Source organism: Salibacter halophilus (assembly GCF_008806325.1).
Lineage (GTDB): Bacteria > Bacteroidota > Bacteroidia > Flavobacteriales_G > Salibacteraceae > Salibacter > Salibacter halophilus.
In genome coordinates, this window is record NZ_WACR01000003.1 from 73,232 (window position 1) to 99,434 (window position 26,203).

The window sequence follows — 26,203 nt, forward strand, 5'->3', positions numbered from 1 at the left end:
CTACTTTGTTAAATCGTTAGTTAAGTAAATGAGTTCTGATTGTTTGATATTTAGCTTTTTAGCCGATTCTAATTCTTTTAGTTTGAAGTCGAACAGTTTCGATTGTAATCGCAGTACTTCTTCGTAATCTGTTTGTCCGTTCTGGTATTGATCGAGCAGCAATTCAACTGCCATTTCAGCTTTGCCGATCTTTGTTTTGTAGAGGGCAATAAGCTTCATTTCCCGGTCGATAGCAAACAGTACATTATCCAGTTCGCTTTGGAGTTGGTTGACTTCATCCTGAGCTTGAAACTCGGCTGCTTTTTGAAGATGAATTGCTTCTTCCCGGGCAGCTCTATACTGCTTTCGGTAAATCGGCAGGGAAATAGAGAGCTGTGGTAATAATGCATCCTGTCCGTTTTTTGGCAACTGAGCATCAGAACGTTCCGTAACCACAAAATAATTGATTCCCACACCAATTTGCGGTAATCCAGCCTTTAATGCTGCATTTTCCTGTTCAGCAAAGGCTTTTTGTTCCTGTTCATAACGTTTTACTGCAGGATGATTTTTCATTGATTCACGGTCAGAGCCGGAAAGCGAAAATGCTCTTTTGAGGCTGTCTGTAGGTTCTATTTTGAACGCTTCCTTTTTGTTCAGTAACTCATTTAACTGAGACTGAAGAGCTGAACGTTCAGCTTTTAGGATTTCAATTTCAGTATTGATATCGTCAATCAGTAAATCTGCCCGAATCACATCCACACTGCTGGCATTACCTGATTCTTGTTGGAAGATAGCTTGCTGTCTCAGCTCTTTTAGTAAAGCCTTCTCAGATTCGAGTATTTCGAGTTTTTCACTCCACTCAACCAGAGGGTAGTAAGCCCTGGCGAGATCAGCATAGAGTTTGAGTTTTGCTGCCTCAAACTTTTGAAACTGCGCTTCTGCCTGGTAGGCAACAGCACTTTCTTTGGCTCTCAAAGTTCCGAACCACGGAAAACGTTGCGATAATCCAATCTGTGCTCTTTGTGGACCTACACGCGTTTCAATTGGATTGATAAAATAACCAAATGACAACTGCGGACTCGGCATTCCGCTCACAGCAGCTGATTTTTGCATCAGTGCTTCAAACTTTTGGTATTGAGCCTGAACGCTCGGATTTGTTTGGAGAGCATCTTTGTAGAGAGAGTCTAATGACTGTGAATTAACCAATTGTCCTACCAATACAAATCCAATGATCCAATATATTTTTAAAACTTGTTTCATGAGTTCATGCTTTTAAATTCCTTTTTCTTCTTCAAATAATACAGTACCGGTACCACGAAATAGCTAACAGCAGCTACGATCATTCCGCCAAATGCCGGAATCGCCATTGGAACCATTATATCTGATCCCTTTCCGGTTGAGGAAAGGATCGGGAGTAGTGCTATCAGCGTAGTAGCCGAAGTCATGACTGCTGGCCTGATACGTTTTTTGCCGGCTTCAACCACCGCTTTTTTGACCTCACCTAAACTCTCAGGACTTCTTTTCCTGAAACTCTGATCAAGATAGGTTCCCATCAGTACTCCATCATCAGTTGCAATACCGAAAAGTGCAATGAAACCAACCCAAACGGCAACACTGAGGTTGATGGTTTTGATCTGGAAAATGTCGCGGAAGTTCATTTCGAGAATACTGAAGTTCATGAACCACTCCTGACCGTAAAGCCAGATCAACATGAAACCACCGCTGAAAGCCATAGCAATTCCGGTGAAAACCATAAAGGATGTGCTGGCAGAATTGAATTGAAAGTAGAGGATGAGGAATACTACCACGAGAACAATCGGGATGATAACGGAGAGTCGTTTCTCAGCTCTTACCTGGTTTTCATAGTCACCGGAGAACTCGTAGCTAATTCCGCTCGGAATGGTTAGTTCACCACTTTCCAGCTTTTCATCGATCAATCGTTGAGCATTCTGAACTGCTTCAACCTCGGCTGTTTCATCAGTTTTGTCGAACAGCACGTAGCCAACCTTGAAAGTGTTTTCACTTTTAATGGCCTGGGGTCCGCGTTCATATTGAATTTCGACCACATTTGAAAGTGGAATTTGCGCTCCGCTTGCTGATTCGATGTAGATGTTGTCAATCATTTCAGGGGTATTTCGCAACTCCCGGGGATAACGGATTCTCACATCAAATCGCTCGCGGCCTTCAACGGTGGATGTAACTTTCATGCCGCCAATTGCAGTTTGGATGGTGTTCTGAACATCGTCTACTGTCAATCCGTAACGAGCCATTTTTTCTCTCTTCAGATCCAAATTGAGGTAGGGCTTGCCTACAATTCGCTCAGCAAAGACCGCTTCATCTTTCACACCAGGAGCTTCTTTGAGAACCTTTTCCAGCTCAGAGCCGAATTCTTCAATCGTTTTCAGATCCGGACCAAAAACTTTGATTCCCATTGGTGCTCTCATGCCGGTTTGCAGCATGACTAGTCGTGTTTCAATAGGCTGGAGCTTTGGAGCACTTGTAACTCCAGGTAGCTTTGTCGCTCTCACAATTTCATCCCAAATATCATCAGTCGATTGAATTTTAGGTCGCCAATTGCGGAAGTAGCGTCCGTCAGCATCCTGAATCAATGCTGTGCTAAAATCTTTCCCGATAGCTGAGAAAAGTGAGTCTTGTCGGTTCTGATCGAGAGCTTCACCGTTTTTATTTGTGAACTCCTGGTTTGAGTAATTGAAAAAGTTATTGCTATCGCTCAGAATAAAATGATTGTTTTCATTGACTGCAAAACGAACTTTTCGACCATCTTCATCGAGGATATACTCTGGTTTGTAGCGGATGATGTTTTCAAACATCGAGATAGGAGCGGGGTCGAGAGCTGTTTCTGCTCGTCCCATTTTCCCAACGGCTGATTTGATTTCTGGGATAGCATAAACCCGAGTATCGAGAAGTTGCACAATTTCCTTGTTGTATTCCATTCCGGAGTGTGGCATGGAAGTAGGCATGAGCAAAAAGCTTCCCTCGTCAAGTGCGGGCATGAACTCTTTGCCGATTCCCGGGAAAGTATGATTCATTGCAGACCATGCGCTGGTTTTGCGAATGTTGACATCCATTTGATCAAATCCTTTAGCAACAAATCCGAAAACGGTTGAAAATCCAAGCCATATCACGACACCAAACAGCATGAGCACAGCCGGAATCACTAAAAATGTTTTAGCGCGATTGAGAATTCTGTTCAGAATTTGCTCATAATAGTATTCGAGCAGTTTGAAACATGAGAGGATAATTCCAATCAGAATGATGACGAAGAAGAAGTTTGCCCAGTTTGAGTTTTGCGCTCCCAGCGGCAACCAGTTGATCGCTAATAACCAGGAGGCTGAAACAACTGTTATGAGCAGTGCACTGTACTGCAGTTTCCAGCGGTAAATTTGCCACAGTTTTTGCCAAAACCCGCTCGTATTTTCGATTGTGTTATCAACCTTATTTTTAATCCAATCGGTATTGCGCATGAGTCCGGTTAATCCGAAACCAAACAGCGTAAGTCCGGCCCACCAGTTATTGTAAAACAGTGCTAAAACTCCTGTGATCAATAGCAAACTGTTCAGAACCGAGCGCCACAGCTTACGCCTGATTTTAATTCCGAAAAACCAATGCGCCAGTGCCGGAAGGATTAGCAATGAAACGATGAGTGCAGCAACAAGCGCAAATGTTTTGGTGAAGGCAAGCGGTGTGAAGAGTTTTCCTTCAGCTCCCTGCAGTGCAAAAACAGGGATGAAACTCACGATGGTTGTCATGACAGCCGTTACGATTGCCGTGCTCACCTCGGCAGCGCCATTGTAAACTGAGTCTGCCAGTTGACGGAAAGCGGGCTTACGGCTCTGACCGTTATCTCGTACTTCATCAATTTTCTTGAGCACATTTTCTGAGAGTATGACACCCAAATCAACCATTGTTCCGATAGCGATAGCAATTCCCGAAAGCGCTACGATGTTGGCAGTGATCCCGAAATAGCGCATGGCGATGAAAACCATGAGAACAGCAATGGGCAAGAGACTTGAAATGAGAAGCGAGGCACGCAGATTGAAAACCATAACGATGACCACGATAATAGTAATCAGGATCTCGAGCGTGAGCGCTTCTTCTAGTGTTCCCAGCGTTTCCTGGATGAGTCCGGAGCGATCGTAAAACGGCACGATTTCCAGTTTACTCACAGTCCCGTTATCGAGCTTCTTTGAAGGTAAGCCGGCCGATATTTCAGCGATTTTCGCTTTAACGTTTTCGATCACTTTCATCGGGTTGGCTCCGTGACGGGCAATTACAACTCCACCAACAGCTTCAGCACCTTCTTTGTCGAGTAAGCCTCTTCGTTGAGCAGGACCTGTTTTAACACGTGCTACATCTTTGATTTTAATCGGTTTGTGGTTGTTCACTTTCAGAACCGATTGTTCGATATCTTCAACGCGTTCTATGTAGCCCAGTCCGCGTACGAGGTATTCTGCTTTGTTGATCTCAAGTGTTTTGGCTCCTGCATCGCGATTTGATTTGCGAACAGCATTGACAACCTCGCTCAGTGAAATGTCATAGGCTTTGAGTGCCGCGGGATCGACATCAATCTGATATTCCTTAACATGCCCGCCAATTGAAGCCACTTCAGAAACTCCTGAAGTTGCATTGAGACCGTATTTTACGTAGTAATCCTGTATGGTTCTCAGCTCGTGTAAATCCCAGCCTCCTGTTGGGTTGCCCTGTTCATCACGCCCTTCAATGGTATACCAGTAAACTTGTCCCAGTGCTGTAGCATCCGGACCCAGAGAAGGTGAAGCGTTTTCCGGTAACAGATTGGGCGGAATGGAATTCAGCTTTTCAAGTATTCGTGAGCGTGACCAGTAAAATTCTATGTCTTCTTCAAAAATCAGGTAGATACTCGAAAATCCGAACATCGATGAACTGCGCACGGATTTAACTCCCGGGATTCCCAGTAAATAAGAGGTGAGCGGATACGTAATTTGATCCTCTACATCTCGTGGAGACTGCCCGGCCCACTCGGTAAAGACAATTTGTTGGTTTTCGCCTATATCAGGGATGGCATCTACAGCCACCGGATCTGACGGTAAAAACCCTGTTTCCCAGTTGAAGGGAGACGTGACGATTCCCCATCCAATAAAGGCGAGGAGTAGGATAGAGGTCACGAGTTTATTCTGTAAAAAATAACGAACTATTCTGTTGAGCATGATGAAAAATTTGATACAACACGATTAGGATGAATGCGCTGTGCGCTTCAGCAAAGTGATGCACCAAATTCTACAGTCTGAAAATCTGGAAAAGAGCCTGAAATGAGGATGATTCAGGGGGAGGAGCCTCGTAATTTGCGAGATTAGAAAGCGATTGAGGCTGAACGAGGTCAGGGATATAAGTAGAGATAAATGCAACCGCAAATTTTACGAGCGGAAGGTTTTGAATATCAGAAATTTGATAATCAGTATCGAGTACGAAACTGTGGTAAACATCTTCGCAACACGATTTCTTTTTCATCTGGTCAGATCCATCGTCATGATGATGGTGGTGACACGACTGTTCAGCTTTGCGTTCCATACCACAGTCCAGCTCAGATTGCCCGGCAGCAATATTTACGTCAGCGATTTCGCCACCGCAAAAGTGAATGCCCTGTGTGAGCCACAAATTCCCGATCAACACGATGATCGATAGTGATATGGAAATGAGTTTTTTCATTTTCGACTCACAAATTTAAGGAAAAATTGGGAGTAACGTATTTGATGCTAAATCATCCCCCTCGATTTAAGCTCCAAATATTTGTTGATGGTGTTTGTCGAGAGATCCTCCGGTTTAGTGCGGATGGTTTGAATACCAGCATTTCTCAGTTCGTAAGTAGCCTGTACGAGTTCGTGGCTCAGCTTTTCGGCCATTGTTTTAGATGCGATGTCGAGTGTTGTGCTTACTTCCTCATTTTTAAACGCTTCCAGTTCAGTGTTTTCGAAGAAAATAACCACGAGGAGGTGTCTGCGGTTGAGGCGTTTTAAGTGAGGTAGTGCGCGTTCAAGTGCATTCAGGTTCATGAAATTGGTGAACAACAGTAGCAACGAACGTCCTTTAACTTTTTGCTGTATTGTGCGATAGAGCTCAGGGTAGTTTCCTTCAGACTGACTTTCCCACTGATCGTAAAGTGAGTCCATGATGAGCTGTAACTGTTGATTTCTACTGCGAGCCGGAATGAAAGACTCCACATCTTTTGAAAAGCTTATCAATCCTGCATGGTCCTGATTGCGTAATACGATATTCAACGTGCTCAATGTGGCGTTAATCGCATAATCCATCAGGCTCAAACCTTCAAATGGCATGCGCATAACCCGGCTGGTGTTGATAATAGCATAAATCTGTTGTGATTTTTCATCTTGGTAATTGTTGACCATAAGCTGGCCACTTCTGCTGGTAGCTTTCCAGTTTACTGTTCGGGGGTCGTCACCTGGTACATATTGCCTGATATCACTGAACTCATAGCCGTGCCCAATCCGTCTTATTTTCTTGATTCCGGGATGTGTTTTGTCGGCAGAGAAGACCATCAAATCGTACATCTGCATTTGGATGAATGAAGGATATACTTTTACGATTTGCTCAAGATCTAAAGATTTGCGCAGTTCTATCATCCGTGCGTGGCTGGTAATAAACAAATGGAGTTTTTCAAATTTGTAAGCTCCGCGTTCAAGAGGTTTTAAATCATAGGTGAATTTGTATTCGTCATTAGCGGGAAGGGGAAACCGGATCTGAAAATCGCGCTTTTGAAATTGTACCGGAATTTCATCGATCAGCCTGATGTCAATGTTGTGAGAACTCTCATTATCAATTGTAATGAACACCTCATTTTCATCAAACATCGAAAAGTGTTTGGGTAGTTCACGCTGTGCTTTAATCGAGCTCAAACTCTTATTCAAGATGACTCCGTTGTGAATGACAACAATGGTCAGAGCCAGGAGTAATCCAAACCCAACAGGCACGAGCCAACTGTAAGCAAAACCCATAGCGAAGATGAATACGATACCACCCAACGCGTAAAAGAAACGGTTTGTCAGGAAAACATTGCGCATTTAGCGTGGTACTTCAATTTCGTCAATAATGGATTTGATGATGTCTTCACTCGAATAACCTTCCATCTCAGCTGAAGCACTCAAAATGAGTCGGTGGTTGAGTACCGGCATGCAAGCTCGCTGGATGTCATCAGGTTTTACGAATGAGCGTCCAGCTATAGCTGCAAAGGCTTTTGATGTTTTGAGAATAGCGAGAGATGCACGGGGAGAGCCACCCAAATAAATGGATTCGTGATCGCGTGTGGCGTGAATGAGACTCGTGAGGTACTTGATGATTTCGTCAGATATGTGGATTTGTTCGATAAAAGACTCGCACTTTTTGAGGTTTTCGGTGTTCATCACAGCTTTTACATTGTCCTCAACTTCTCTGCGGTTAAAATCACTTTTGAATCGATCGAGAATCGCTTGTTCCTCATCTATACTGGGATAGGGGATCTTTATCTTGAAGACAAATCTATCGAGCTGACCTTCAGGTAAACGGTACGTCCCTTCCTGGTCAATCGGGTTTTGCGTTCCGATTACGAGAAAAGGATATTCGAGCGGATATGTTTCGCCTTCCATCGTCACCTGTCGTTCTTCCATTACTTCAAAAAGAGCGGCCTGCGTTTTAGCTGGGGCGCGGTTGATTTCATCGATCAGAACCAGATTGGAGAAAATAGGCCCTTTGTGAAAACTGAAATTTCCGCTTTTTTGATCGAAAACCATTGTTCCCAAAACATCAGAAGGCATGAGATCTGGAGTAAACTGAATCCGTTTGAAATCGACTGAAAGTGTTTGCGAAACCAATTTCACTAAAAGAGTCTTGGCTACTCCCGGGAAACCTTCAAAAAGGACATGGCTGTTAGTGAAGAGAGCAACCATGGTTTCGTCAATCGCATTATCCATCCCGATGATGACCTGGTGCAGCTCCTTTTTGATCTTTTCAACACTTTCCTGAACTATATTCGTCTCAGGCCTGGGAGTAGGAACTTCATGTGCCGGCTTTTGATCCTCGGGTATTTGCTGGTCACGGTTCTGACCATTAGTGTCTTTCTCTTCTTCGTTTTTAGGATTTTCTTCGTTCATCATTTCGCATTTTTATAAAAGTCCTGTAGGGCGTAATACAAATTACTCAAATCTTTTTTGGTGGCATTTGGGTTGTAAACCACTTTTCTTTCAAGCGTATAAAGTTGTTGAATTTCTGTCAGATCCAATCCAGACAGCCTGGCGAGTTTTTCCTGAAAGTCATCTTTGGCAGGATTGCCGGTTAATCGGTATTTTTTGCGGATGTGATCGGCAAAGAGTTTCATCATTTCCACAGCAATGTATTTTGGTGATCCCGATTGCATGTAGAGCACACCGAGTGAACGGGCGAGTTCTATCGAAGTGTTTTCAACTTTTGGAGAAATGGGAATTATCCGTTGCTCTCTGCGACTGCGGAAAATGAGGAATAATAAAACTCCGGCTAATAAAGTGTACCAGGCGTATTTTAATGACGGTTGTTTTAAAATATATTTGAGTGGCGATGTGTTGTATGGCGAGGGTTCTGAATCAATTCTATAATGAAATTGATCGTGATAATTATCCCACACAATTTGTTTGTTGGGTAGTTGAGACAAAACATCTGACACATATTCGAAGCCCTTTTTCTCTTTCAAAAAGTAGTTGGTAAAGAGAAGTGGTTCGTAGTGGAAAAAGATTTTTCCATCTCCAACGCGAACAGAGTAGTAGTTGATGTATTCAGTGTCAGAGTAGAGGTTGTTTGAGATGACACCCAATACTGGTTGATCGCCTTCTTTCCTCAGTGAGTCTGAAGCGTAAGACCAGTTTCTTGAATTAGTTTCATCGCCAAAACGGTAAGTGAATGTGTAAGATGAGTCATAAGGCTCAGCACGAACTCTTACAGTTTCACTGTGTAAATTAGAGTAGTAGTTTAGGTTATAGCCGTATTCTTTTAACCTTTCAAAAAGTGAATTTGAAGGAGTTGACGCGCAAATGAAAGCTGAATTTCCGCGTTTCACAAAACTGATAAGGGCTTCAGCATTTGCAGAGTCTAAAAAATGCCTCGATCCGAGGAAAAAGTAATTGACATTATCCAGTGAATCGGCACATTTTGTCAATGGTCTTTTAATACCTCCCGGCTCTGTTGGACTTGATGTGTTGACTAGCTCATAGAATAGCTTAAAATCATAAGGGTTTTGGCCGTTTTTCCTGAATGTATATCTCCAGTTTTCGAAATTGCTCGTGAGAGCTATCAATACAAAAACACCTACAACAGCCAGTAGAACCAGTGTAATGATCACTTTGAGGCCTGTATCGCGACTATCCCTCTTCATGGCTGTTGATTTTAGTATTCAACTTATCGATACGGTTGATCGCGAGTTCAAAAACATCATTGGTCAGATCCTTTTGGCCGTACCACACTTCATCGTAGATCTGTACGAGGTTGGCAAACGTATCCCTGACTTCCCATTCATTAATTTCATTGATATACTGCTCGTTTGTTTTGCGTTTTTTCCATGTGATGTAGTGGTTATCAACCATCTGTTGCAGCACCATCAGGAATTTGATGTGCAAAGCACTTCGAAAATCTTTTTCATCGAGCGCTTTTTGATAAATATTGTCAAGTGTGACATCGGGCAGGTTTTCCTCGGCATCTTCTATGGATGTTGCCTGAATGCGCTCGTCTTTCACACGATCGCTTTTTGGTGAATTCTTGATGATCACAAGAATAAGAATGACAATTCCTGTGATGATAACTCCAAAAAGGATGGCTCTCCAAAACTCTGTATCAATGTTCCAGTTGGTTTGCTGATTGGTTTGTGTTTTTTCCTCTTTAGGTTCTTCGTCTTTCATTTCAGAATAGGAGTAGTCTTTACTCTGTTCTTCCCATTCTTCACGATCAAGTTTGAGCGAATCAGATTGTGACATCCCATAAAAAGGAGGTACTAGCAATATCATCAACAGCAGGAGCAGCTTTTTCATGAATTGTGGATGTTAGATGGTTTCACGATGTTGACTCCTTCGTTCGGTTCTGACTGTAACGGGAAAGCCTCATTGACCTTGTCTTCAAGACTTTTAGCTGACAATATTTCCAAAAGGCTGAAATACGCTAAGCCGAGTGTTGAGAATAATGTGCTGTAAATGGTGAAAAGTATAAATACGAGTAAGGCTGTTCGTGCAATGTAGAATGTTGTGGAGTACAAATCCATTCCAAATAAAGTTACCAGTCCCTGAGTTGTTAGATTTAAAACGAGGTTGTTTACCAGGCCGATGATAAAACCATACATAACCACAAAAACAGCTGTGAGCCCGTAGATCTTGGCAAGCGAGCTTTTGTTGATTGTGTGGTTGAAACCATCTGCTATAAAGCTCATTCTGCCAGAGGTTGAAACAGTCGCTGTCATCGTTCCCAAAATGGGTAGAAAAAAGAAGCTCGCTAATACCATCCAGCCATTAGTGAAGCACAAGGCGAGGAGCAGACCAATAATTAAACCTGAAAATATGATAGAAAGTGTATTTCTCTTCCATGTTTTTCCGTTGTCAACTCCATTTTCATGAATATTGAAGGCCGCTGTTATCCAGGCTAAAGAAATGATCAAAGCATTGAGCAATGTGAAAAAGAGACTGTCGCCAGTACCGAAGAAGTTCCATACCTGGGTGAGATCGCTGAGATTTGAAATGATCATGATATCAGCGAGTTCCTCGAGTGAAATATATTTAGCAACAGATGAAATGACCACGAGTGACCCGCCAGTGATGAGCCATCTTTTTCGTTGCTTTAGAAGTTGACGAATAGCCTCCCAAATAATGGTGAAATTCTTTTCAATTCGGTCAAATGCGAAGTGTGATGTTTTTATCGGCTGGATGTAAGTCTTAAGTTCATCTTCAATCTTATACTTTTTTGCTACTCTGCGCGGATACCAAACAAAGTACGCCAGTACAAAAGCGACAGACAACAGAATTGCAGATAGCCTGATTATCCAGTGCATATCAGTGAGGCGCGTGATAAAAGCTTCAACCAAACCGGAATAGACGAGAAGTGGCATTAGCCCCAGCATTAGCATAAGGCTTTTTCTACCGGCTAATCTAAAAGCATCTAGACGTGAGTACGTTCCGGGAAAGAGAACGCCTTTTGCCAAAACGAGTCCGGCAGCTCCAGCGAGTACAATTGATGAAATCTCAATAACACCGTGCTGCCAAATTGTGAGAAAAGACTCAAAAAACAGACCTCGCTCAAAGAAAAAGAACTGGAAAACTCCCAGCATAACTCCGTTGTAAAGAAGAATCATCAGCGTACCCACACCAAAAAATAAACCCATTATAAAAGTGCGAGCAGCAACGAGCAAGTTGTTAAAAGTGATACGGAGAAACATATTTCCCATCTGCTTATCTTTATAAACAGCCATGGGATCACCCTTTTCAATGTTTTCAATTGTCATGTCGACATAGTCAGATCCCAATATGTATTTGGCAAATTCAGGATTATAGATTGATGAAAGAACACCAATAGCCATTGAGAGGACCAGAATGACAAATGAGAGCAGGAATTGCTTTCGCGATTCAAACATCGCGAGTGGGAGGTCGATTTTCCAGAATTTCTTGATGTCTCTCCACTTTGCGATTTTAGACTTGTGAATGCGGAGAGATAAAAATTGAGTGATTCCGTTCAAATAGGATCTGACCAACCGGTTAGGGTAATGAGTGCGAGCATGGGAAAGGTCCTCAACCGTTTCCATGTAATGATTTGTAATGCGGTTAGGTTGACGGATGTTTTTGTCGAGTTCTTCCTCAAACTCTTGCCATTTGCGCTTATTTTGATCAATGAATTCTGTTTCCTTCAAATCTTCATTTTTAAAATTAGGTCACATAGAGTAGCTTTGTTAACTACAAGGATATGAAAATAATGGAATTTGAAAATACGCAGGGCATCACTTTACAGTACCCTGTAGCTAATCTGATGGAACGAATCATCAGCTTTGCGCTCGATTTCATTATTTTGGGAATCATACTGTCAATTCTCTCATTTCTATTCGGTTGGTTAGGCGGAACAGTTTTGTCAATCGTCATTTTAGCCCCGGTATTCATTTTTTATGCTTTAGCTTTTGAACTTCTCAATGATGGTCGATCACCGGGCAAAATGATCATGGGACTCAAAGTAATGCGCGTTGATGGAAGATCAGTTACACCATACGATTACCTGATGCGCTGGATGTTTAGGTGGATCGATATCTACATGAGTTTTGGATCGTTAGCATCAATTACGGTCGGAGCCACACCCCGCGGACAAAGAGTGGGAGACATGCTAGCCGATACGTCAGTCATCAGGGTTAGAAGCATGCGAGTTTCCATTGACAGATTGATGTCACTCAGTAAGCTATCAAATTACAAACCTCAATTTCCGCAAGTTGTAGACCTCGAAGAAAAGCAAATCGTCCTCATCAAAGAATCGCTGGACAGATTTAAAAAATACAGAAATGCGGGACACAGTGACTTGCTTGAAGAACTTGCCAATCGGGTTGCTGTGGCTCTGAACGTTGAAAAAACAGATCATCCAAATCAATTCTTGAGAACAGTAATCAAAGATTACGTTTACCTTACCCGTTAATTTTTACAACTCTGGTACTGGCAAAACCATCGTGCCACATGTGAGCATTTTTAGAAAAGGCAGAAAATTGTTCAAACGGAATAAATCTGGAAACGGAGCGAATGAAATAGTCTTTAAATCGTGGCTTTTCACCGTTTTCTTTGATTACCCGTGTTCTAGTGATGTACTTTCCAATAGTTCTCCCATTTGAAATTGTTTCAAATATGAGGTAGTAAAAAAAGAACACAATTATTCCGGAAAAGCTGAACATTGTTGAGTCGAGAAAGCTATCACTAATAACCCTGGTCGATAGCAACATAATGGTCCCGGCAAAAAATACGAGATAAAGAACAATAGTATCGATTAAATAATTCAGGAAACGCAAGCCGGCATTAGCACTTGGAAGTTTGCTGGTGTCATTTTGTGTAAATGAATCGTCTAAAACTGTATGATTGTCCATAGTTGATTTGATTGAGTTTGATATGGACAATACTAAAACAAAAAATTGACTGTTTTTGAATACTTGTGTTGATACAAAGTGGTTTAGTATTTTGAAAGTAAAGTACTTTTGTGCTGATTTATAGATAAATCAATTAATGAAGTGATCCTATCTACCAAAAATATATTCTCGTTCATCCTGGCTATTTTTCCTTTAGCTACTTATGCTCAGCTAAATGATCAAAGCTTATATGAGAAATCGGTTCTGTGGGTTGAAGAGAATTTGAATTATTACGATTCTAATTATGTGGAAAAGTTTCCGTTCAAATACATGGTCGGAACCAGACTTTCGAGATGGGATAATGCTTACGACCTCGAATTTGGAGATAATGAAGCGCTCAACCTACGATCTGAAGCTTTTCACAGCGTGGGAGTTTCACTCGGTTACAAGCTGATTTCATTTAACTACAACATCAATTTTTCCCGTTTTGATTCGCAAAATGATTTGAGTGATAATCAATTTAACGTGATGCTCAACACGAGCAGATTAGTTGGAGAATTTTCTTACTCGATAAACGAAGGAGGCGTTACTGTTGAAACGTACCGGAAAGAAGTAGAAGGAGAGGAGCAATCTATCGATATCGATAAATCATTTGACGGATTGCGGAATCAATCATTTAGTCTGGACCTGCATTACTTTTTCAACGGTAAAAAGTATTCTAATGCTGCAGCTTATTCGGTGAGCTACATCAACAAACAAGTTCAAAATGCAGGTTCATTTATAGCAGGTGTTTCGTTTTCAGGACAGGCAACGTATATCGACTTTCAAAAACTGGTAGAGGAAACTGGAGTAGAATCTTTTCCAAATCGAGATGAGCTCAATGTCAACTACCGCACTTTAGCAATCAACTTTGGTTATGGCTACAGTTTCGTGTTTTTCGAAAACTGGTTACTGAATGCTACTGCTATTCCTACGGCCGGAATTAAGTTCTATGAACAGGAAGAAAACGAGGCCAACGGGCGTTTTGCTTTGGGAGGTAAATCGCGACTATCAGTGGTTTACAATAGAGAGAATCATTTTATCAGTTTGAACTACAACAACTTTTCAGAGGTTTACTTTTCAGAAGATTACCGCCTTACAAACACATTGGGGACTTTGAGTTTATCGGGTGGTATTAAGTTTTAGGTTACTTCCCGATACAAAAAGTAACGAGTTTTCTGAACCTACTGCCAGATAAGCAATTCAGGATGTATGTCCTAAATAGGGCAACAACTGGGCAACAAGAAATCATAAGGCTTTAGAAAACAGGGGATAAAGAAAGGAAAATTAAGGGAGTTCGAGAAATGAATGTTTTCCTAATTCTGGGCTAAAGGTAAGGCAAAAAAAGAACCGCCTCCAAGTGGAAGCGGTTCCCGACATCTGCAACATCAACCAGTATTAAGCAACAGTTACTGATCCTAAATAAGAGCTGTTAGAGACTTTGGTGCCATCTTCAGAGATGAAGCCTAAGAACACTTCGACATCATCACCGGTGAAGTTAGAAGGCACGGTAAGGGTTTCTGCGGTAGCTGATCGGGCAGCTCCTGCGGTGGTGTATACTGCTTCTCCCTTAGTTGGGTTCAGGATCACGATAAGTGCCTTATCGGTCGCCTGAGCACCTCCAGAGCCTGAGTTGTCATCCCAGGACACATCTACCTCAGCGGCATTGGTGGAAGCGGCTGCACCGTTTTCACCTCCGGCAAGGTTTCCACGACTCACCAGCGCATTCGGGTAGTCGATGGAGTAGTTTGGATAAGTCCCGGTAACAGCATTGTTCAGGTTGTAGGACATCGCGCTGTTAAACTGGGTCATACCACTCGCATACTTCTTGAAACCAGTCCGGAGGAACTCAGTAATTGGCTGCAAGAATCGCAACACTGTCACGAACTTGGTTCGTTGATCGACCTGATCGGGGGTTTTAGGGTTTGCTACACTTGAGGGCTTGATACGTAAGTAGTCAATGCCCTTCCAGGTTCCACCGATGACGTTTCCAACCTGGCCGGACACACCTCCCAAGATTCCTTGATTAATTTTTCCCATGACTTTTCAATTTTTATGGGGTTAAACAAAATATTCGGACTTGACACGGACTTGGTACGGCCTTGTCCTTACTACAAATATGACGTGAAATAGCGGTAAAGAGTGCTGGTTGAGAGTAGGTTGCGCCCGTCTGCCGAACCTTGCTTTATTTGGCATTAAAGAGCAAACGGAGAACAACCATTAAAGACCTTTTTTTTGCATTTCTGCAAAGTTTGCGGAAGCTTCAAAGGTGGCTACAGAGATGAGGCCGGGGCACATCACCGCATCAACCCCATCAATATTTTTTTTAGAGAAAAGAAAAACGAAAAAAGAAAAGAGAAGCCATGTCATCAGGCGGGCGGGGCTGGACTGACAAGGTTTTTGGATTAAAAATACTTCCGCCAAAGGCGGAGGAGATTTTTCATTCAAAACCCGCAGGGCATGACCTTAGCAGACCAAAGCGAGGGGTTGTGCGAAGCCCGACTACTTTTGCTTGCCTCTTTTTGTTTTTTTCTTTGAAACAATTCTACGAATATTTAATGCAAGGCTTTAAGACTTAAAAGGCAGATAAAAGGACGCAAGGCTTGCAAACTTTGCAATCGTTGCAAAGAGGATCACCACAACCAAATGACAATAGGGAAAATCGATTTAATTCTCTAGCTGACGAGCTAGTTTTTTATGCCAATTTTTCAAAAGATAAAACCAAAGAATAAATGAAAGACCAACTGTTACAAAGGTAACCCAGTGTGTTGACTGCATTAAGTTATTGGCCCAAATATGAAGCGTTACAGGAACCAATAAAGATTTACTACGCTCTGTTGAGTAACCGAGTAAAAATGATAAGGCTATTGAACCAGCAAGAAGAGGTAGGGTACGCAGCATACCTTCTGAAATAGTTTCTGAAATCCATAGAAACCTAATGTGCCAAAATTCCCATAGTAAACCAATTGTAAGCCAGCGCCACAAGGCAGGCACAGGCCGTAAAGTATCTTGAAGAAAACCGCGCCATCCAAGTTCCTCACCTATTGTAAAAACGAAAGAAATAGGAATAATTAAAAGGAAATTAACTGGTTTGTATTGCTCAGAGAAAGGAAAAGCAAGGTGTAGAAAAAAGAAAAAAAACCAAGGGCCTAAGAAGAACAGCAAGCTACGTAGGATCTGTTTGCCAAACAGGGATACATGCCTGACGATTTTCTTCCTAAAGAAAGTGTAGGAAAGCAATGCTGCTACACCAGGACCCCACATAATAAATAAATAGGGGTTAACGGCTGGTATTCCAAGAGGTGATAGCCAAGATTGAAACCATGACATATTCAGAAAAATAGGCCAAGCAATTGCACAGGCTATACTGTAAAATAGGATGACTGCTGCAATTCTCTTTTTTTCACCCATTTTAATAAGATGTTGAAATTATACAATTACTTAAGGATAGCCGTGCCGTATTTCATTCCTACGTCTTCGATTTCTCCATGAATTTGATCCCACTCTCTAAACATGTCTTCTATACCCGCTGGTGAAAAAAGAAACATGACATGACTAGAGAAATTTTTTACAGGAGACCATCTATGCCAAGATGCTTTTGGAATTTTTAAATGATCGCCAGATTTTAAAAGGTATTCTTCATCTGAAACACATACTTTTAAAGCACCTGAAAAGATTAATACCCACTCATCTTCTTTGGAGTGAAGGTGCCAGGGCGTGCCCGGATCATCTGACGGAATATTAGAAGTTGCTAAAAAGAAACGCCCATTTGTCGTTTCTGCGGTTTCATGGTAATTGAGCCCAAAATGTGTTTCCATAATCAAGCGTTTATACCTTTTATTTTGCGTTTGTAATCCAATAGCATTGACACTAAAAGCCCTGCTAATTCAACAGGGTGTGATAGCATTGGCAAATGACCTGAACTGAGTTGTTTGATAGAATGAGGACGGAAATTGGCGATTGAATTTTTCTGGGAGCTTAGTGGATACGCTTTGTCAGAAAGTAGTTTAACATAGCCTTTGTAAATTCCACCGAGATCGTATTGAACCTTGGAGCCGAACAATTGATATGATTCAGCCGCATATCCATTGATTATGGTATCCGCAGAAGCTTCGACTAGTCCTTCACAAAGACTTTTGCGTATAACGTTTTCAGGGGGCTTTGTGCCTGCCAATCGGGTAATCCACGGCATCAAAATCCTTTGTGGTATGGGAAGAGTGGAAAAGAAGTTATTGCCTGGGCATGGTACAGATGCTCCGATACCAATAATGCCATTAATCTTCTCTCCGATATTGTCAATGAGCTGAAGACCAACGATTGCTGAAATGGAATGGCAAACAAGAACTACTTTACGATGCGATGAGTGCTGCAGAATTGCCTCACCCACAGACTGACAATAATCTTCTAAAGTGATTTTTCTTTTGAAGGCCTGATTGGATTCACGAAAAGGAAATGGAGCGCAAGTGCTTCCGGGAAAGTATTGCTGTGAAAAGTCTTCCCATATGTAGGAAGAAAGACCAGCGCCATGGAGAAAAACTATGTTTTTACCTACTGACACCATCCTTAATTACTCCTTACTATCTACAAAAGGATTTTTCGCTACACCACCTATAGGTACGGTTTCGGCACCCAGACCATTGGTTTCTTCAATAATAGGCATTGCTTCTGCGATGATGGATTTTATCGCTGGAAGCTGCAGGGATGCATCGTGCGCTTTTTTCGAAGTCCAGATTTCGGTAACCCAAATGATATCCTTGTTGTTGGATTCCTGAGCAATGATATATTGAATACACTCTTCATGGCCTTCTAGAATCTTTGAGGCCTCAATTAATAACTTAACTAGCTGATCACCTTTTCCTTTTTTGGCGGAAAGATTACCTATTAGGCCATAAAAATGCATGGTTTTTTCTTTTTAGTTTCGAAAGACAAAGAAATAGTTAAATCAGCTTTTCTAATTGTATAAAGCCGACATTTTATGCCATTGTGATGCATGTGGATACTGTTTAACATCTGTTTAAAATCTCAATCTTTTTAGGCATATTAACTCTATATGAGACTTGTAAAATTCAATATCAGCAGAAGTTTTATCGCAGCGAGGGTCTTCCTCTATGCGCTGAAAAGTCACCGCAATTTGTTCCTTTTTGTCCTGCCAGTTTATAATCGGCACTGTTATATAGTTTCCTGCAGGTATGACATACTCATGAAGTGATTCTTTTGAAATAGAAAAGCTACTAGGATAATCACTACCAGCAAAGTATTGTTGTCCATCAAAAATTCCATAAAACTTCACCCCCGATTTTACCGGAATATGATGTTCCAATTCTGCCCAGGCCTTTGAAATGCCTTCAGGAAATGAATACTTGGTTATAAAATGTAAAGTTATAGGTGATGGTATTTCCTTTATGTCGAACATGATATTATTTCATTAATTATACATACTAATTTGCCGCATGGATTTAGACGCTCTTAATATCTAAAATTCACTGTTTAGGATAACCCCTATTGCCTTTTGATTTAATCAAGTACTCCTTTGGCGTTATGCCCGCAAAAGCCTTGAAGTCGCGGATAAAATGGGACTGATCTGCATACCCTGCTTGGTAACCAATACTAGTAAGTGAGACAAGGTTTTTTTGGTGTAAAAGATTCAATGCATAATTGAAGCGATGAATACGTTTGTAGAGCACCGGGCTGACCCCCAGTTCTTCCTTAAAATTTCGTTCTAAAGTTCTCTCAGATACTTTAAGATTGCGCTGAATGTCGTGCAATTGATGACCTTGATAATATAGTAAAAGAGCTTCTTTAGTCCTGTTTAATCCTAGTGTTGGTTTGGTTTTTAGATTACAAAGGAACTGGACCAATGCATTTAATTGGGTGCTAAGACTGCCGGAAGCAAGCTGTAAACACAATTCTTTGCAAGCTACTAATTCTGATAGTGGCAAAGCTGAATTGGTAAGATCTGCTGCGTTAATTCCAAAGAGCGTTTTCAGTGCATAAGGCTTCAGTACTATTCCGATGTTACTGTAAGGAGGATTGGCAACAGTAGTTGCCCAGCGAGTCTTTTGGCCATAAATCATCAAAGCTGGTAGATCGGAAAAACCATTGATACTAATTGAGCCAGGTATTCCTTGGTAAATTATCCCAGGTTCACCATCAGCTATTAAATTATAGATCATTGGGCTCATACTTCCAGCTCTGTAGCTATCGAACCAAAAAAGGGAAACATAATCTCTTAAAAATGGGGGAGCCGGAAATTCATAATACTCCAAAGAGGAATGGTTTACCAAGTATGTTCCTTTTTCCTTTTTCATCAGCTTTAAGGCTTTATGTCTTCGAATTTGTTTCCATTCAATCCATAATTGAATTTTTTCCATGTAACCAAAACCGGTAGCATGATCAATGTAAATGAAGGTATATTGATAAAATAGACGTTGTAATCTGCTCCAAATGAAAAAGACAATGCACTATCCAAAATGAACCAACCTGTCATCGCCAGGGCAATAGCGTTGCGAGCCCATTTCTCCTTGCGTGCAAATGGATACTTGGCGATATACACGATCAGGGTGTGAAAGCCTACAATGGTGGCCCCGATGATACCGAATAACCAACTTTTGAAAGCCATCATCTTTTCGGAAGGGGCATGGCCGTTAAAGAAGGTTTGGTAGGTGCCTTCGTTATGTATTTGAAACAGAAAGCTATTTCCCGCAAAGGCGATAAGCAGCCCGATGCTTATGGTAACCAGATTAATGGCTATAAGCCAGTTTTTCCAAAAGGCAAAGTTTTTCATCCTGCCTGTTTTTTAAGTTTGTAGCGATACCAAACCATACGTAAAAGCCCGATAATCGTACCTATTGGGATGAGGACGAGTGCCTTATAGAAGAATCTTGGGTCTATTTCTTTTAACCAGATACCATTAAGAACTGACAGGCCAAATAGGGTGAATAAGACAACAAGAACTTTGTCTATTGTGGCAAGATGGCTCAAACGTAAAAGCATGAATGTCAATAGGCCGAGTGCAAGGGAAAGCAATATGTTCAGATGAATGGATGGAAATAATACAGTAAACAGGCTTAAGACTGATAAACCAATTATTATTTGGGTCAGCTTCTTAGAATACTGATTTTTAATTTTTCCGGATAAGTAATAGAGGAATGGGTTAACCCTTTCTTGATTTGAAAAAGCATAATATTCTCTATAAATTTCAAAGGTTGTGATACCTAGGAGAACAACATTTATTAGAGGGGTGGCTCCAAAGCCAGCCAACAGTGTAAAAATGAAAATAACTAACGTTAGTGGCAAAAGGAGCAACAAACCTGCGCCTGCATAGCGAAGCGACAGCACCAATATACCAGCCACAACCTGAAGGAATGCAATTGCGTAGAATAGATAAAGTACACATGCCGAAAATAACTCATCAGGAACCCTTGAAGGCCCAATGACATTACCAATGTAGTCAGGAGCAAGCTTACTAAAACCTGCTGTGAGATAGACAAAGCCTAGTACCAATCGAAAAAAAAGCGAAATGATATTTTTATTGGAGTAGGTCAACAGGAGCTTACTTTGAAAGGATTTATCAATATGATCATGTTTTTGTATTTCAATTAGCTATGGATTTTTTGGGTTTGATTTTTTCGTTTGGTCAAATTTCTGGTTTAAAGGAATCTTTGAATTGTACAGAACCGACAAATTGTTTCAACAAATGCGGACTTGCAATGCGTCATAGGCATACACCCAATCCATCTTCTTTTTTTCAAACTTTATAAAATGCCGGAGAAATAGGTCTCTAAAAAAGACGGCAACCGGATTGGGCTTTGATTTGCTGTTGCCCACTTTTCGAGCTTGTTGGATGATTTTCTTTACCCTTGGTTTGCGATGATCTTGAAATCTGGCAAAAGCAGCTTGTGGAGATTTTTCTGTTTTAAGACAACGATAAAGAATGGCAACATCTTCCAATGCTAAGGAAGCACCCTGTCCAATATGTGGAGAGGTCGCGTGCGCTGCATCGCCCACAAGGCAAACATTAGATGTATACCACATCTCCAGTTCCGGCATATCATAAATGGGATAAGCGAAAATATCTGTGCTTTGCCGGATAAGTTCCTTGATTGGTGGATGATCTTTTTCATGGAGTTTTATCAGGTTGTTTTTTATTTCTTTCTGCAGAGTGGTTTTTATTTCCTCCCGTGTCGGTTCTGCTTTGCGATAGTAATTATTAAACCACCACACCTGATGATTACTAGAGGTGGTGTAACCAAAAAAGGCGCGAGTACCGAACGTCATAGACACGGGCTTGGCCTCAAAGCACCAACCTGGAATGGATAGTATTGAGCCTGTTGATAATTGATGAGTGTATTTGGGCTTGTGGGCAAATGGGAAAATAATTCTCCTGCATTCGGAATGAATGCCGTCTGCACCGAACACAAGGTCCACTGGTTCAAGATTTCCATTTGAAGTAATGGGGAGCACCTGGTCATCTGTCTCTTTCAAATTCACGATGGAAGTATCATAAAGCACAGTAATGTCCAACTTTCTCATTTCATTGTGCAATAGTCTACTAATAGATGATCTTTTTACCTGAATAGACTGCCATCCGTACTTTTCAACTTGATGATCCGTGTCTAGCTCTGCAATTTTCTTTCCTTTTGCATTGAAGAAGTTGATAGCGCCAGGAGAATACTCCCTGTATAGCTTACTTAAGTCAATAAGATCTGAAAGTACACATAGGCCATTGGGTGAAATCCCTAGGAAAAGACCTTCATCTAATTCACTTTCATTACGGCTTTCTAAAAGTGTGACCTCTGCACCTAAGCGATGGCAGTAGATGGCTAAAGCCGGGCCTGCTATTCCGCCACCTACAATAAGGATTTTTTTATTTACCATCATTCTTCCATTTGTTTTTTGATTTTAATAAACCAAAAGCGATTAAGGCGGCAAATACAGCCGCAAAAATTAGTTCTGTTCTCATGGTTATCTACAATTGATTGACGTAGGCTTTAATTAATTCAGTGCCTTCTTTATGTTTTAAGGTAGTTCCAATTTTGGGCATTACCTCATCGTCCCAGTTGCTTTCCATTCTTTCCGGTATATGATAGCGAAGGGGCTGAATGCCGGTTTGATTATGAGGGGTTGAGTACCTTAAGTCTAAAGACCATTCTGATGCCACACCTGACGGGTTATGACAATGAGCGCAATTGACATCCAAATAAGCTCTCGCTCTTTGTGCTAAGGTGTGATTACTATTATCCCATTGAGGTAGCTCGGGTAAATTATTAGTTGAACTCCCACTGAGATAACCGTTGCTTATCCAGGTTTCTAACTGAGATTTGCTAGACCCTTGCCAATCTGGGATATTAAGGTTAGCCACTTTGGGTCCAATAGGTCTTACTCTATTATTAGAGTTGTGGCAAGTAGTACACTCAGAATTTGAGGGGATTTCGTATGTAAATTGCTTGCGAGAGCCATTTGGCAGAAGTTGTTCCATTGATACTGATGCCCCATCTTCAATTAGGTATGCTTCTGTTTGTTGTGTATTCCATTTATAAACTCCTACATTCCATTTCCCTTTATTTTTGATTAATAATCTTGTTTCGATAATTTGCTTAACCCCACTATTCGGCAGTTGGGAGGACTCATAATAAAAGGACTTAGCTATAATAGTGCTTTCAGGATAGTCAATATTTGAGTTGTTTAGAAGATCCAACTTCTGACCTTTTGGTAGCTTAATGATTCTTTGCTTAGATGCATAATCAGTGAATAAAGGAGTATTCAATTCATAAATAAATGCACTTGAGTCTGGCACGAGGTCCTTCAAGGGTAATTGGTATATATTGTATTCTGAGAGTCTATACTTAAATGATATGTTGTTCTCAATAGGCTCAATAAACCATTGATCTTCACATGCATGGAAGACAGCTATAATACTTAGAACAAGTAAGGTGGTTATTATTTTACGCATTTGAATTTCGTTTTACATTAGACCAGAGGAGACCAGCAAAACCTAAGTTTATTAGGAAGAAAAGGCCCACCCTGAGATAATTTAGATTTCGCCATTCCGCTGCTTTATCAACTAGTGACGGGTCGACCACTGATTGTAGTTCCATGTTTTGAAACTCAATTATTGTTGGTGCGAAATACTGAAGTGTCCATACCCTTACCCCCATATGGGCAACTAACAGAAGCAGCATTAGATTACGTGTTTTTTTGAATTTCCAGTTGAAAACAAGTGCTATAAGTATTAATACTTCATGTGAGGAGTGAACAATAATCCAGAAGTTTTTGAAATCAAGACCATATGGTCCTTTAAAGAAAAATAATGATTCCGGAGGGGCAGCAGTCCAGGCCGGAATCATAATGGCTGTCTCCCAAAATTGAGCACCATTCATAATAAAATAGGCTGCGGTCGCGATGAAGAGCCATAAGTTGGCTCGATTTTGTTTTTGTAAAGTGTCGATCATATTTTTTTATCAATGGTTCATTATTGCAATAGGTAAGTCTTGAGCTTTAAGCATGTTTTGAATTTCTATGGAGCTGAGAGTATTCGATTTAACGCAGAGCACATTCTCCCAGTCATCGATGTCTAATGACCACCCGCTTATTAATTCATGAGAATTGAGCAGTTCCTCCAATAATTTTTTCATGAATGGTTGAAAACCATGCAAAGTAAAAACATGCACCTGCTGGAAAGTCCTTGGTATGCTGTTGTTTTCCATAAGAAAGGCTAAATTTGTCTTAGAATTATAATTGCTTTTTAAGTTAGTATCTTAGTTGCAAAGATATATACCTAGTAAGAAATGACAAACAAAAAAGGAAAAAAAGAAGATTCGGTAAGAGAGAGGTTGGATGTACTTGGAAGAGAGATGACTACTCAATCCATTCTTTTTCATCAGGCCATCGCGGAAAGTGCTGGACTTAGCGGAACAGATCATAAGTTTATAGACCTGTTCTTTCAGCACGGGTCTATGACTGCAGGTAAACTCGCAAATCTTACAGGGTTAACAACGGGTGCGACCACGGGTGTCATAGACAGACTAGAGAAAAAGCAATTGGTTAGGAGAGAGCGGAATCCCAACGATAGGAGGCAAGTCCTCGTGGTATTGAACGAAAAAGAGGCCCAAGAAAAAATTGGACCTGCTTTTAAACATATGCAAGAAGGATTGGAGAGCTTATATCAGGGTTTTTCAGAATCGGATTTAGCCATTGTCGAGGAGTTTATGATTAGGACCATCACCTTTTATAAAACTCAGATTGAACAAATTAAGTCTAACCGCTAAAATAAAGTAGAGTCGTTTCTAGTACTCTACTATTTATCGGCAATTAGATGCATGAAGACTGCCCTTGGATACTGTATTACCGGTCCGATTTTGAAAAATTTGCACCTTCAGTGGTTGATTTTTCCAGGGTGGCCCCTCGTAAATCTGCTCTTTCAAAATTCACTTGATTCAACTTAGCCCCTGTAAAATCAACATTGGTAAGATCTGCCTTTACAAAGCTGGCACCCGTTAGATCTGCGTTCTTAAATGATGTACCGCTTAGATCACATTTATCAAACTTAACTTCACGCAAGTCCAACCCATCAAAATTGCGTATGGCCAGTCTTGATCCCGTGAAGTTTATTCCTGGCTGCAGAATAGCTCTAAGATTAGGGACGCTGCGCAAGTCAATATATGACAGATTCGCACCTTTAGTGTTTGCATCTGAAAGGCTAGCACTATCTAGATCGGCCTTATACAGATTAGCGTTTTGGAGATTTACCTTATTCAGTGTAGCAGAACTAAAATCGGTTTTAGATAGATCCGTATTTGAGAAATCCACTCCAGTGAGGTCAAGGCCTGTAAAATCCATATTGGATAAATCAGAATAGGAGTTAGTTCTCAGGTGTTGCTCTAGTTGTTCTTTAGGCATTTCATTTAAAGCATCTTTTTTAGGGTTTGAGTAATCACAAGAGTTCATAAGAAAAGTTAAGATGGCAACAGCCAAGGTGATTGTAAAATTGTTTTTCATGAGTATAATAGCTTTGTTTCTAAATATCTTAGCTGCAAAGATAATGTGGAAATTGGATTTTCAAAGAAATATGAGCAGGAAAAAGCGCCTGCGGCCAAACGGCTGGCTGGCGGCTGCAATGAGTGAGGAACGAACGGATTGCGGACCGCCAGACAAGCTTTAGCGAGCCGACCTGCGAGTGGAGCAAGGGTGGAGAACAGAGAAAGCCTGAGGAACGAAGGCGGCTGGGCGACATATGTGGACTGACGAAAACGGAGGCGATTGGAGGGCGTAGCTTTAGCGGAGACCGAAAAGAGCCGAGGCTTGAGGAAGGACTTACACAAGGGCTGGCGTGTTTTTTTGTTGCTTTTCAGGGCTACCTTTAAAAATCAATTGCTTCGCCCTGAATACAAAAAACATGACAGCCCGCAGCCCGCAGCGACCCGCAGGCGAGCAAAATTATGGGCAGCCGGTGGACTGCTGACCGGCTGAATGGAATGAAGTGAGGGCTCGCAACGAAATGTAATGAAGCGGGACAGCAGGACAGAGAAGGCTGCCGTGAGGATGACGACTGAGCTGCAAGTAGCATGACAGGCTGCCTGAAAGGCACCCGTAGGGCGTGATATTGCCTGGAACACCTTATAAATTTAACGCTTAGTGGAAGGCTGTAGAAACGGCCTGGCATGGTACTTTGCCGAAGGAGGAAGACGAACACCGCTTTTCCTGCGTTTTGTGCGGCTGGTTAAGCAAGTGTGGCAACTGAACGGAATGGAGCTTTAGCGGAATGAAGAGAAGGCGCTACTCTTGCTGCGCGGTGACGGAAGCTGGTGACTGCAAGAAGGGAGGAACGACCGACTGGAAGGAACCTGCTGGAGGCACATTGCTTTATTAAATGTGTATTTTCAATTGCAACAAGATTTGTCCTGCTGAATCGGTGGACAATTTACCGTACCATAACTGCAATAGACGCAGCAGTCACCTTTTTTGGGTTTTAATACTTTGGAGCAGTTCTCGCATTCATAGAAGTATTGACAGGCATCCGTAGGCATGGTTTCTTCTTTCTGAAAACCGCATTTTGGACAAGTAATGATTGACGTTGATATAATTTTCATATTCACTCTTTTCAAA

28 protein-coding genes are annotated in these 26,203 nt (G+C 41.4%); 3 read left to right on the forward strand and 25 right to left on the reverse strand.

Annotation, left to right across the window (positions count from 1 at the left end; translation table 11 throughout):
• The 8 genes from F3059_RS03855 to F3059_RS03890 all read right to left on the reverse strand — a co-directional run bounded on the left by F3059_RS03855 (position 1) and on the right by F3059_RS03890 (position 11,878).
• Positions 1-1,239 carry a TolC family protein gene (locus F3059_RS03855; protein WP_151166680.1) on the reverse strand — a complete coding sequence of 413 codons (1,239 nt, stop codon included), beginning with the start codon at positions 1,237-1,239 and terminating at the stop codon, positions 1-3.
• A complete protein-coding gene (locus F3059_RS03860) occupies positions 1,236-5,186 on the reverse strand; it encodes an efflux RND transporter permease subunit (protein WP_151166681.1) in 3,951 nt (1,316 codons plus the stop codon). Before F3059_RS03860 ends, F3059_RS03855 begins: the two co-directional genes overlap by 4 nt.
• Positions 5,187-5,256: 70 nt before the next feature.
• Positions 5,257-5,685, reverse strand: a complete 429-nt coding sequence (locus F3059_RS03865; RefSeq protein ID WP_151166683.1) for an HYC_CC_PP family protein — start codon at positions 5,683-5,685, stop codon at positions 5,257-5,259.
• 47 nt (positions 5,686-5,732) lie between these two features.
• Entirely contained in the window at positions 5,733-7,055 is a 1,323-nt protein-coding gene (locus F3059_RS03870) for a DUF58 domain-containing protein (protein ID WP_151166685.1), read from the reverse strand.
• Positions 7,056-8,123, reverse strand: a complete 1,068-nt coding sequence (locus F3059_RS03875) for an AAA family ATPase (protein ID WP_151166687.1) — start codon at positions 8,121-8,123, stop codon at positions 7,056-7,058. It abuts the gene before it with no gap.
• Positions 8,120-9,370, reverse strand: coding sequence for a DUF4350 domain-containing protein (locus F3059_RS03880; protein WP_151166689.1), 1,251 nt, complete (start codon positions 9,368-9,370; stop codon positions 8,120-8,122). Before F3059_RS03880 ends, F3059_RS03875 begins: the two co-directional genes overlap by 4 nt.
• Positions 9,357-10,019: a hypothetical protein gene (locus tag F3059_RS03885; protein WP_151166691.1), complete on the reverse strand. Its 663-nt coding sequence runs from the start codon at positions 10,017-10,019 to the stop codon at positions 9,357-9,359. Before F3059_RS03885 ends, F3059_RS03880 begins: the two co-directional genes overlap by 14 nt.
• On the reverse strand, positions 10,016-11,878 hold the full coding sequence (locus tag F3059_RS03890; RefSeq protein WP_151166693.1) for a stage II sporulation protein M: 1,863 nt from the start codon (positions 11,876-11,878) through the stop codon (positions 10,016-10,018). The genes F3059_RS03885 and F3059_RS03890 overlap by 4 nt, the downstream gene beginning before the upstream one ends.
• Positions 11,879-11,931: 53 nt before the next feature.
• Between F3059_RS03890 and F3059_RS03895 the strand changes: the two genes are divergently transcribed.
• Complete coding sequence (locus F3059_RS03895; protein ID WP_151166695.1) at positions 11,932-12,642, forward strand: RDD family protein; 711 nt, start codon at positions 11,932-11,934, stop codon at positions 12,640-12,642.
• Here F3059_RS03895 and F3059_RS03900 read toward each other — a convergent pair.
• Positions 12,632-13,081 carry an RDD family protein gene (locus F3059_RS03900; RefSeq protein ID WP_151166696.1) on the reverse strand — a complete coding sequence of 150 codons (450 nt, stop codon included), beginning with the start codon at positions 13,079-13,081 and terminating at the stop codon, positions 12,632-12,634. The two genes, F3059_RS03895 and F3059_RS03900, sit on opposite strands and share 11 nt — an antisense overlap.
• Positions 13,082-13,222: 141 nt before the next feature.
• Between F3059_RS03900 and F3059_RS03905 the strand changes: the two genes are divergently transcribed.
• Complete coding sequence (locus F3059_RS03905) at positions 13,223-14,245, forward strand: DUF4421 family protein (protein ID WP_151166698.1); 1,023 nt, start codon at positions 13,223-13,225, stop codon at positions 14,243-14,245.
• Positions 14,246-14,497: 252 nt separating this feature from the next.
• On the opposite strand, the gene F3059_RS03910 is transcribed toward F3059_RS03905, so the two are convergent.
• The 14 genes from F3059_RS03910 to F3059_RS03975 form a co-directional block, all read right to left on the reverse strand.
• Complete coding sequence (locus F3059_RS03910; RefSeq protein ID WP_151166699.1) at positions 14,498-15,139, reverse strand: DUF6266 family protein; 642 nt, start codon at positions 15,137-15,139, stop codon at positions 14,498-14,500.
• A gap of 180 nt (positions 15,140-15,319) precedes the next feature.
• Positions 15,320-15,523 (reverse strand): hypothetical protein, encoded by a 204-nt coding sequence (locus F3059_RS03915; RefSeq protein ID WP_151166701.1) that lies wholly within the window; start codon positions 15,521-15,523, stop codon positions 15,320-15,322.
• 243 nt (positions 15,524-15,766) lie between these two features.
• Positions 15,767-16,510, reverse strand: coding sequence for a CPBP family intramembrane glutamic endopeptidase (locus F3059_RS03920; protein ID WP_151166703.1), 744 nt, complete (start codon positions 16,508-16,510; stop codon positions 15,767-15,769).
• A 26-nt stretch (positions 16,511-16,536) separates the two neighbouring features.
• A complete protein-coding gene (locus F3059_RS03925) occupies positions 16,537-16,917 on the reverse strand; it encodes a cupin domain-containing protein (protein WP_151166705.1) in 381 nt (126 codons plus the stop codon).
• Positions 16,918-16,919: 2 nt separating this feature from the next.
• On the reverse strand, positions 16,920-17,657 hold the full coding sequence (locus F3059_RS03930; protein WP_151166707.1) for an alpha/beta fold hydrolase: 738 nt from the start codon (positions 17,655-17,657) through the stop codon (positions 16,920-16,922).
• A 9-nt stretch (positions 17,658-17,666) separates the two neighbouring features.
• Positions 17,667-17,999 (reverse strand): putative quinol monooxygenase, encoded by a 333-nt coding sequence (locus tag F3059_RS03935; protein WP_151166709.1) that lies wholly within the window; start codon positions 17,997-17,999, stop codon positions 17,667-17,669.
• Positions 18,000-18,113: 114 nt separating this feature from the next.
• Complete coding sequence (locus F3059_RS03940; protein ID WP_151166711.1) at positions 18,114-18,512, reverse strand: hypothetical protein; 399 nt, start codon at positions 18,510-18,512, stop codon at positions 18,114-18,116.
• Positions 18,513-18,579: 67 nt separating this feature from the next.
• Complete coding sequence (locus F3059_RS03945; protein WP_170265027.1) at positions 18,580-19,407, reverse strand: helix-turn-helix domain-containing protein; 828 nt, start codon at positions 19,405-19,407, stop codon at positions 18,580-18,582.
• A 5-nt stretch (positions 19,408-19,412) separates the two neighbouring features.
• Entirely contained in the window at positions 19,413-19,883 is a 471-nt protein-coding gene (locus F3059_RS03950) for a hypothetical protein (protein WP_151166716.1), read from the reverse strand.
• Entirely contained in the window at positions 19,880-20,644 is a 765-nt protein-coding gene (locus F3059_RS03955; protein ID WP_151166718.1) for a hypothetical protein, read from the reverse strand. Before F3059_RS03955 ends, F3059_RS03950 begins: the two co-directional genes overlap by 4 nt.
• A 144-nt stretch (positions 20,645-20,788) precedes the next feature.
• The gene (locus tag F3059_RS03960) at positions 20,789-21,979 is read right to left on the reverse strand and encodes an FAD-dependent oxidoreductase (protein WP_151166720.1); all 1,191 of its coding nucleotides are present in this window, start codon (positions 21,977-21,979) and stop codon (positions 20,789-20,791) included.
• Positions 21,980-22,067: 88 nt separating this feature from the next.
• A complete protein-coding gene (locus F3059_RS03965) occupies positions 22,068-23,051 on the reverse strand; it encodes a hypothetical protein (RefSeq protein WP_151166722.1) in 984 nt (327 codons plus the stop codon).
• Entirely contained in the window at positions 23,044-23,550 is a 507-nt protein-coding gene (locus F3059_RS03970; protein WP_151166724.1) for a transposase, read from the reverse strand. The genes F3059_RS03965 and F3059_RS03970 overlap by 8 nt, the downstream gene beginning before the upstream one ends.
• 9 nt (positions 23,551-23,559) lie before the next feature.
• Positions 23,560-23,805, reverse strand: a complete 246-nt coding sequence (locus tag F3059_RS03975; RefSeq protein WP_151166726.1) for a hypothetical protein — start codon at positions 23,803-23,805, stop codon at positions 23,560-23,562.
• Between the two features lie 81 nt (positions 23,806-23,886).
• On the opposite strand from F3059_RS03975, the gene F3059_RS03980 reads away from it, so the two are divergent.
• Entirely contained in the window at positions 23,887-24,366 is a 480-nt protein-coding gene (locus F3059_RS03980) for a MarR family winged helix-turn-helix transcriptional regulator (protein WP_151166727.1), read from the forward strand.
• Between the two features lie 76 nt (positions 24,367-24,442).
• On the opposite strand, the gene F3059_RS03985 is transcribed toward F3059_RS03980, so the two are convergent.
• Both F3059_RS03985 and F3059_RS13775 read right to left on the reverse strand, forming a co-directional pair.
• Positions 24,443-25,096 carry a pentapeptide repeat-containing protein gene (locus F3059_RS03985; RefSeq protein ID WP_151166729.1) on the reverse strand — a complete coding sequence of 218 codons (654 nt, stop codon included), beginning with the start codon at positions 25,094-25,096 and terminating at the stop codon, positions 24,443-24,445.
• A gap of 881 nt (positions 25,097-25,977) precedes the next feature.
• On the reverse strand, positions 25,978-26,187 hold the full coding sequence (locus F3059_RS13775) for a GDCCVxC domain-containing (seleno)protein (protein WP_151166731.1): 210 nt from the start codon (positions 26,185-26,187) through the stop codon (positions 25,978-25,980).
• Between the last annotated feature and the right edge of the window lie 16 nt (positions 26,188-26,203).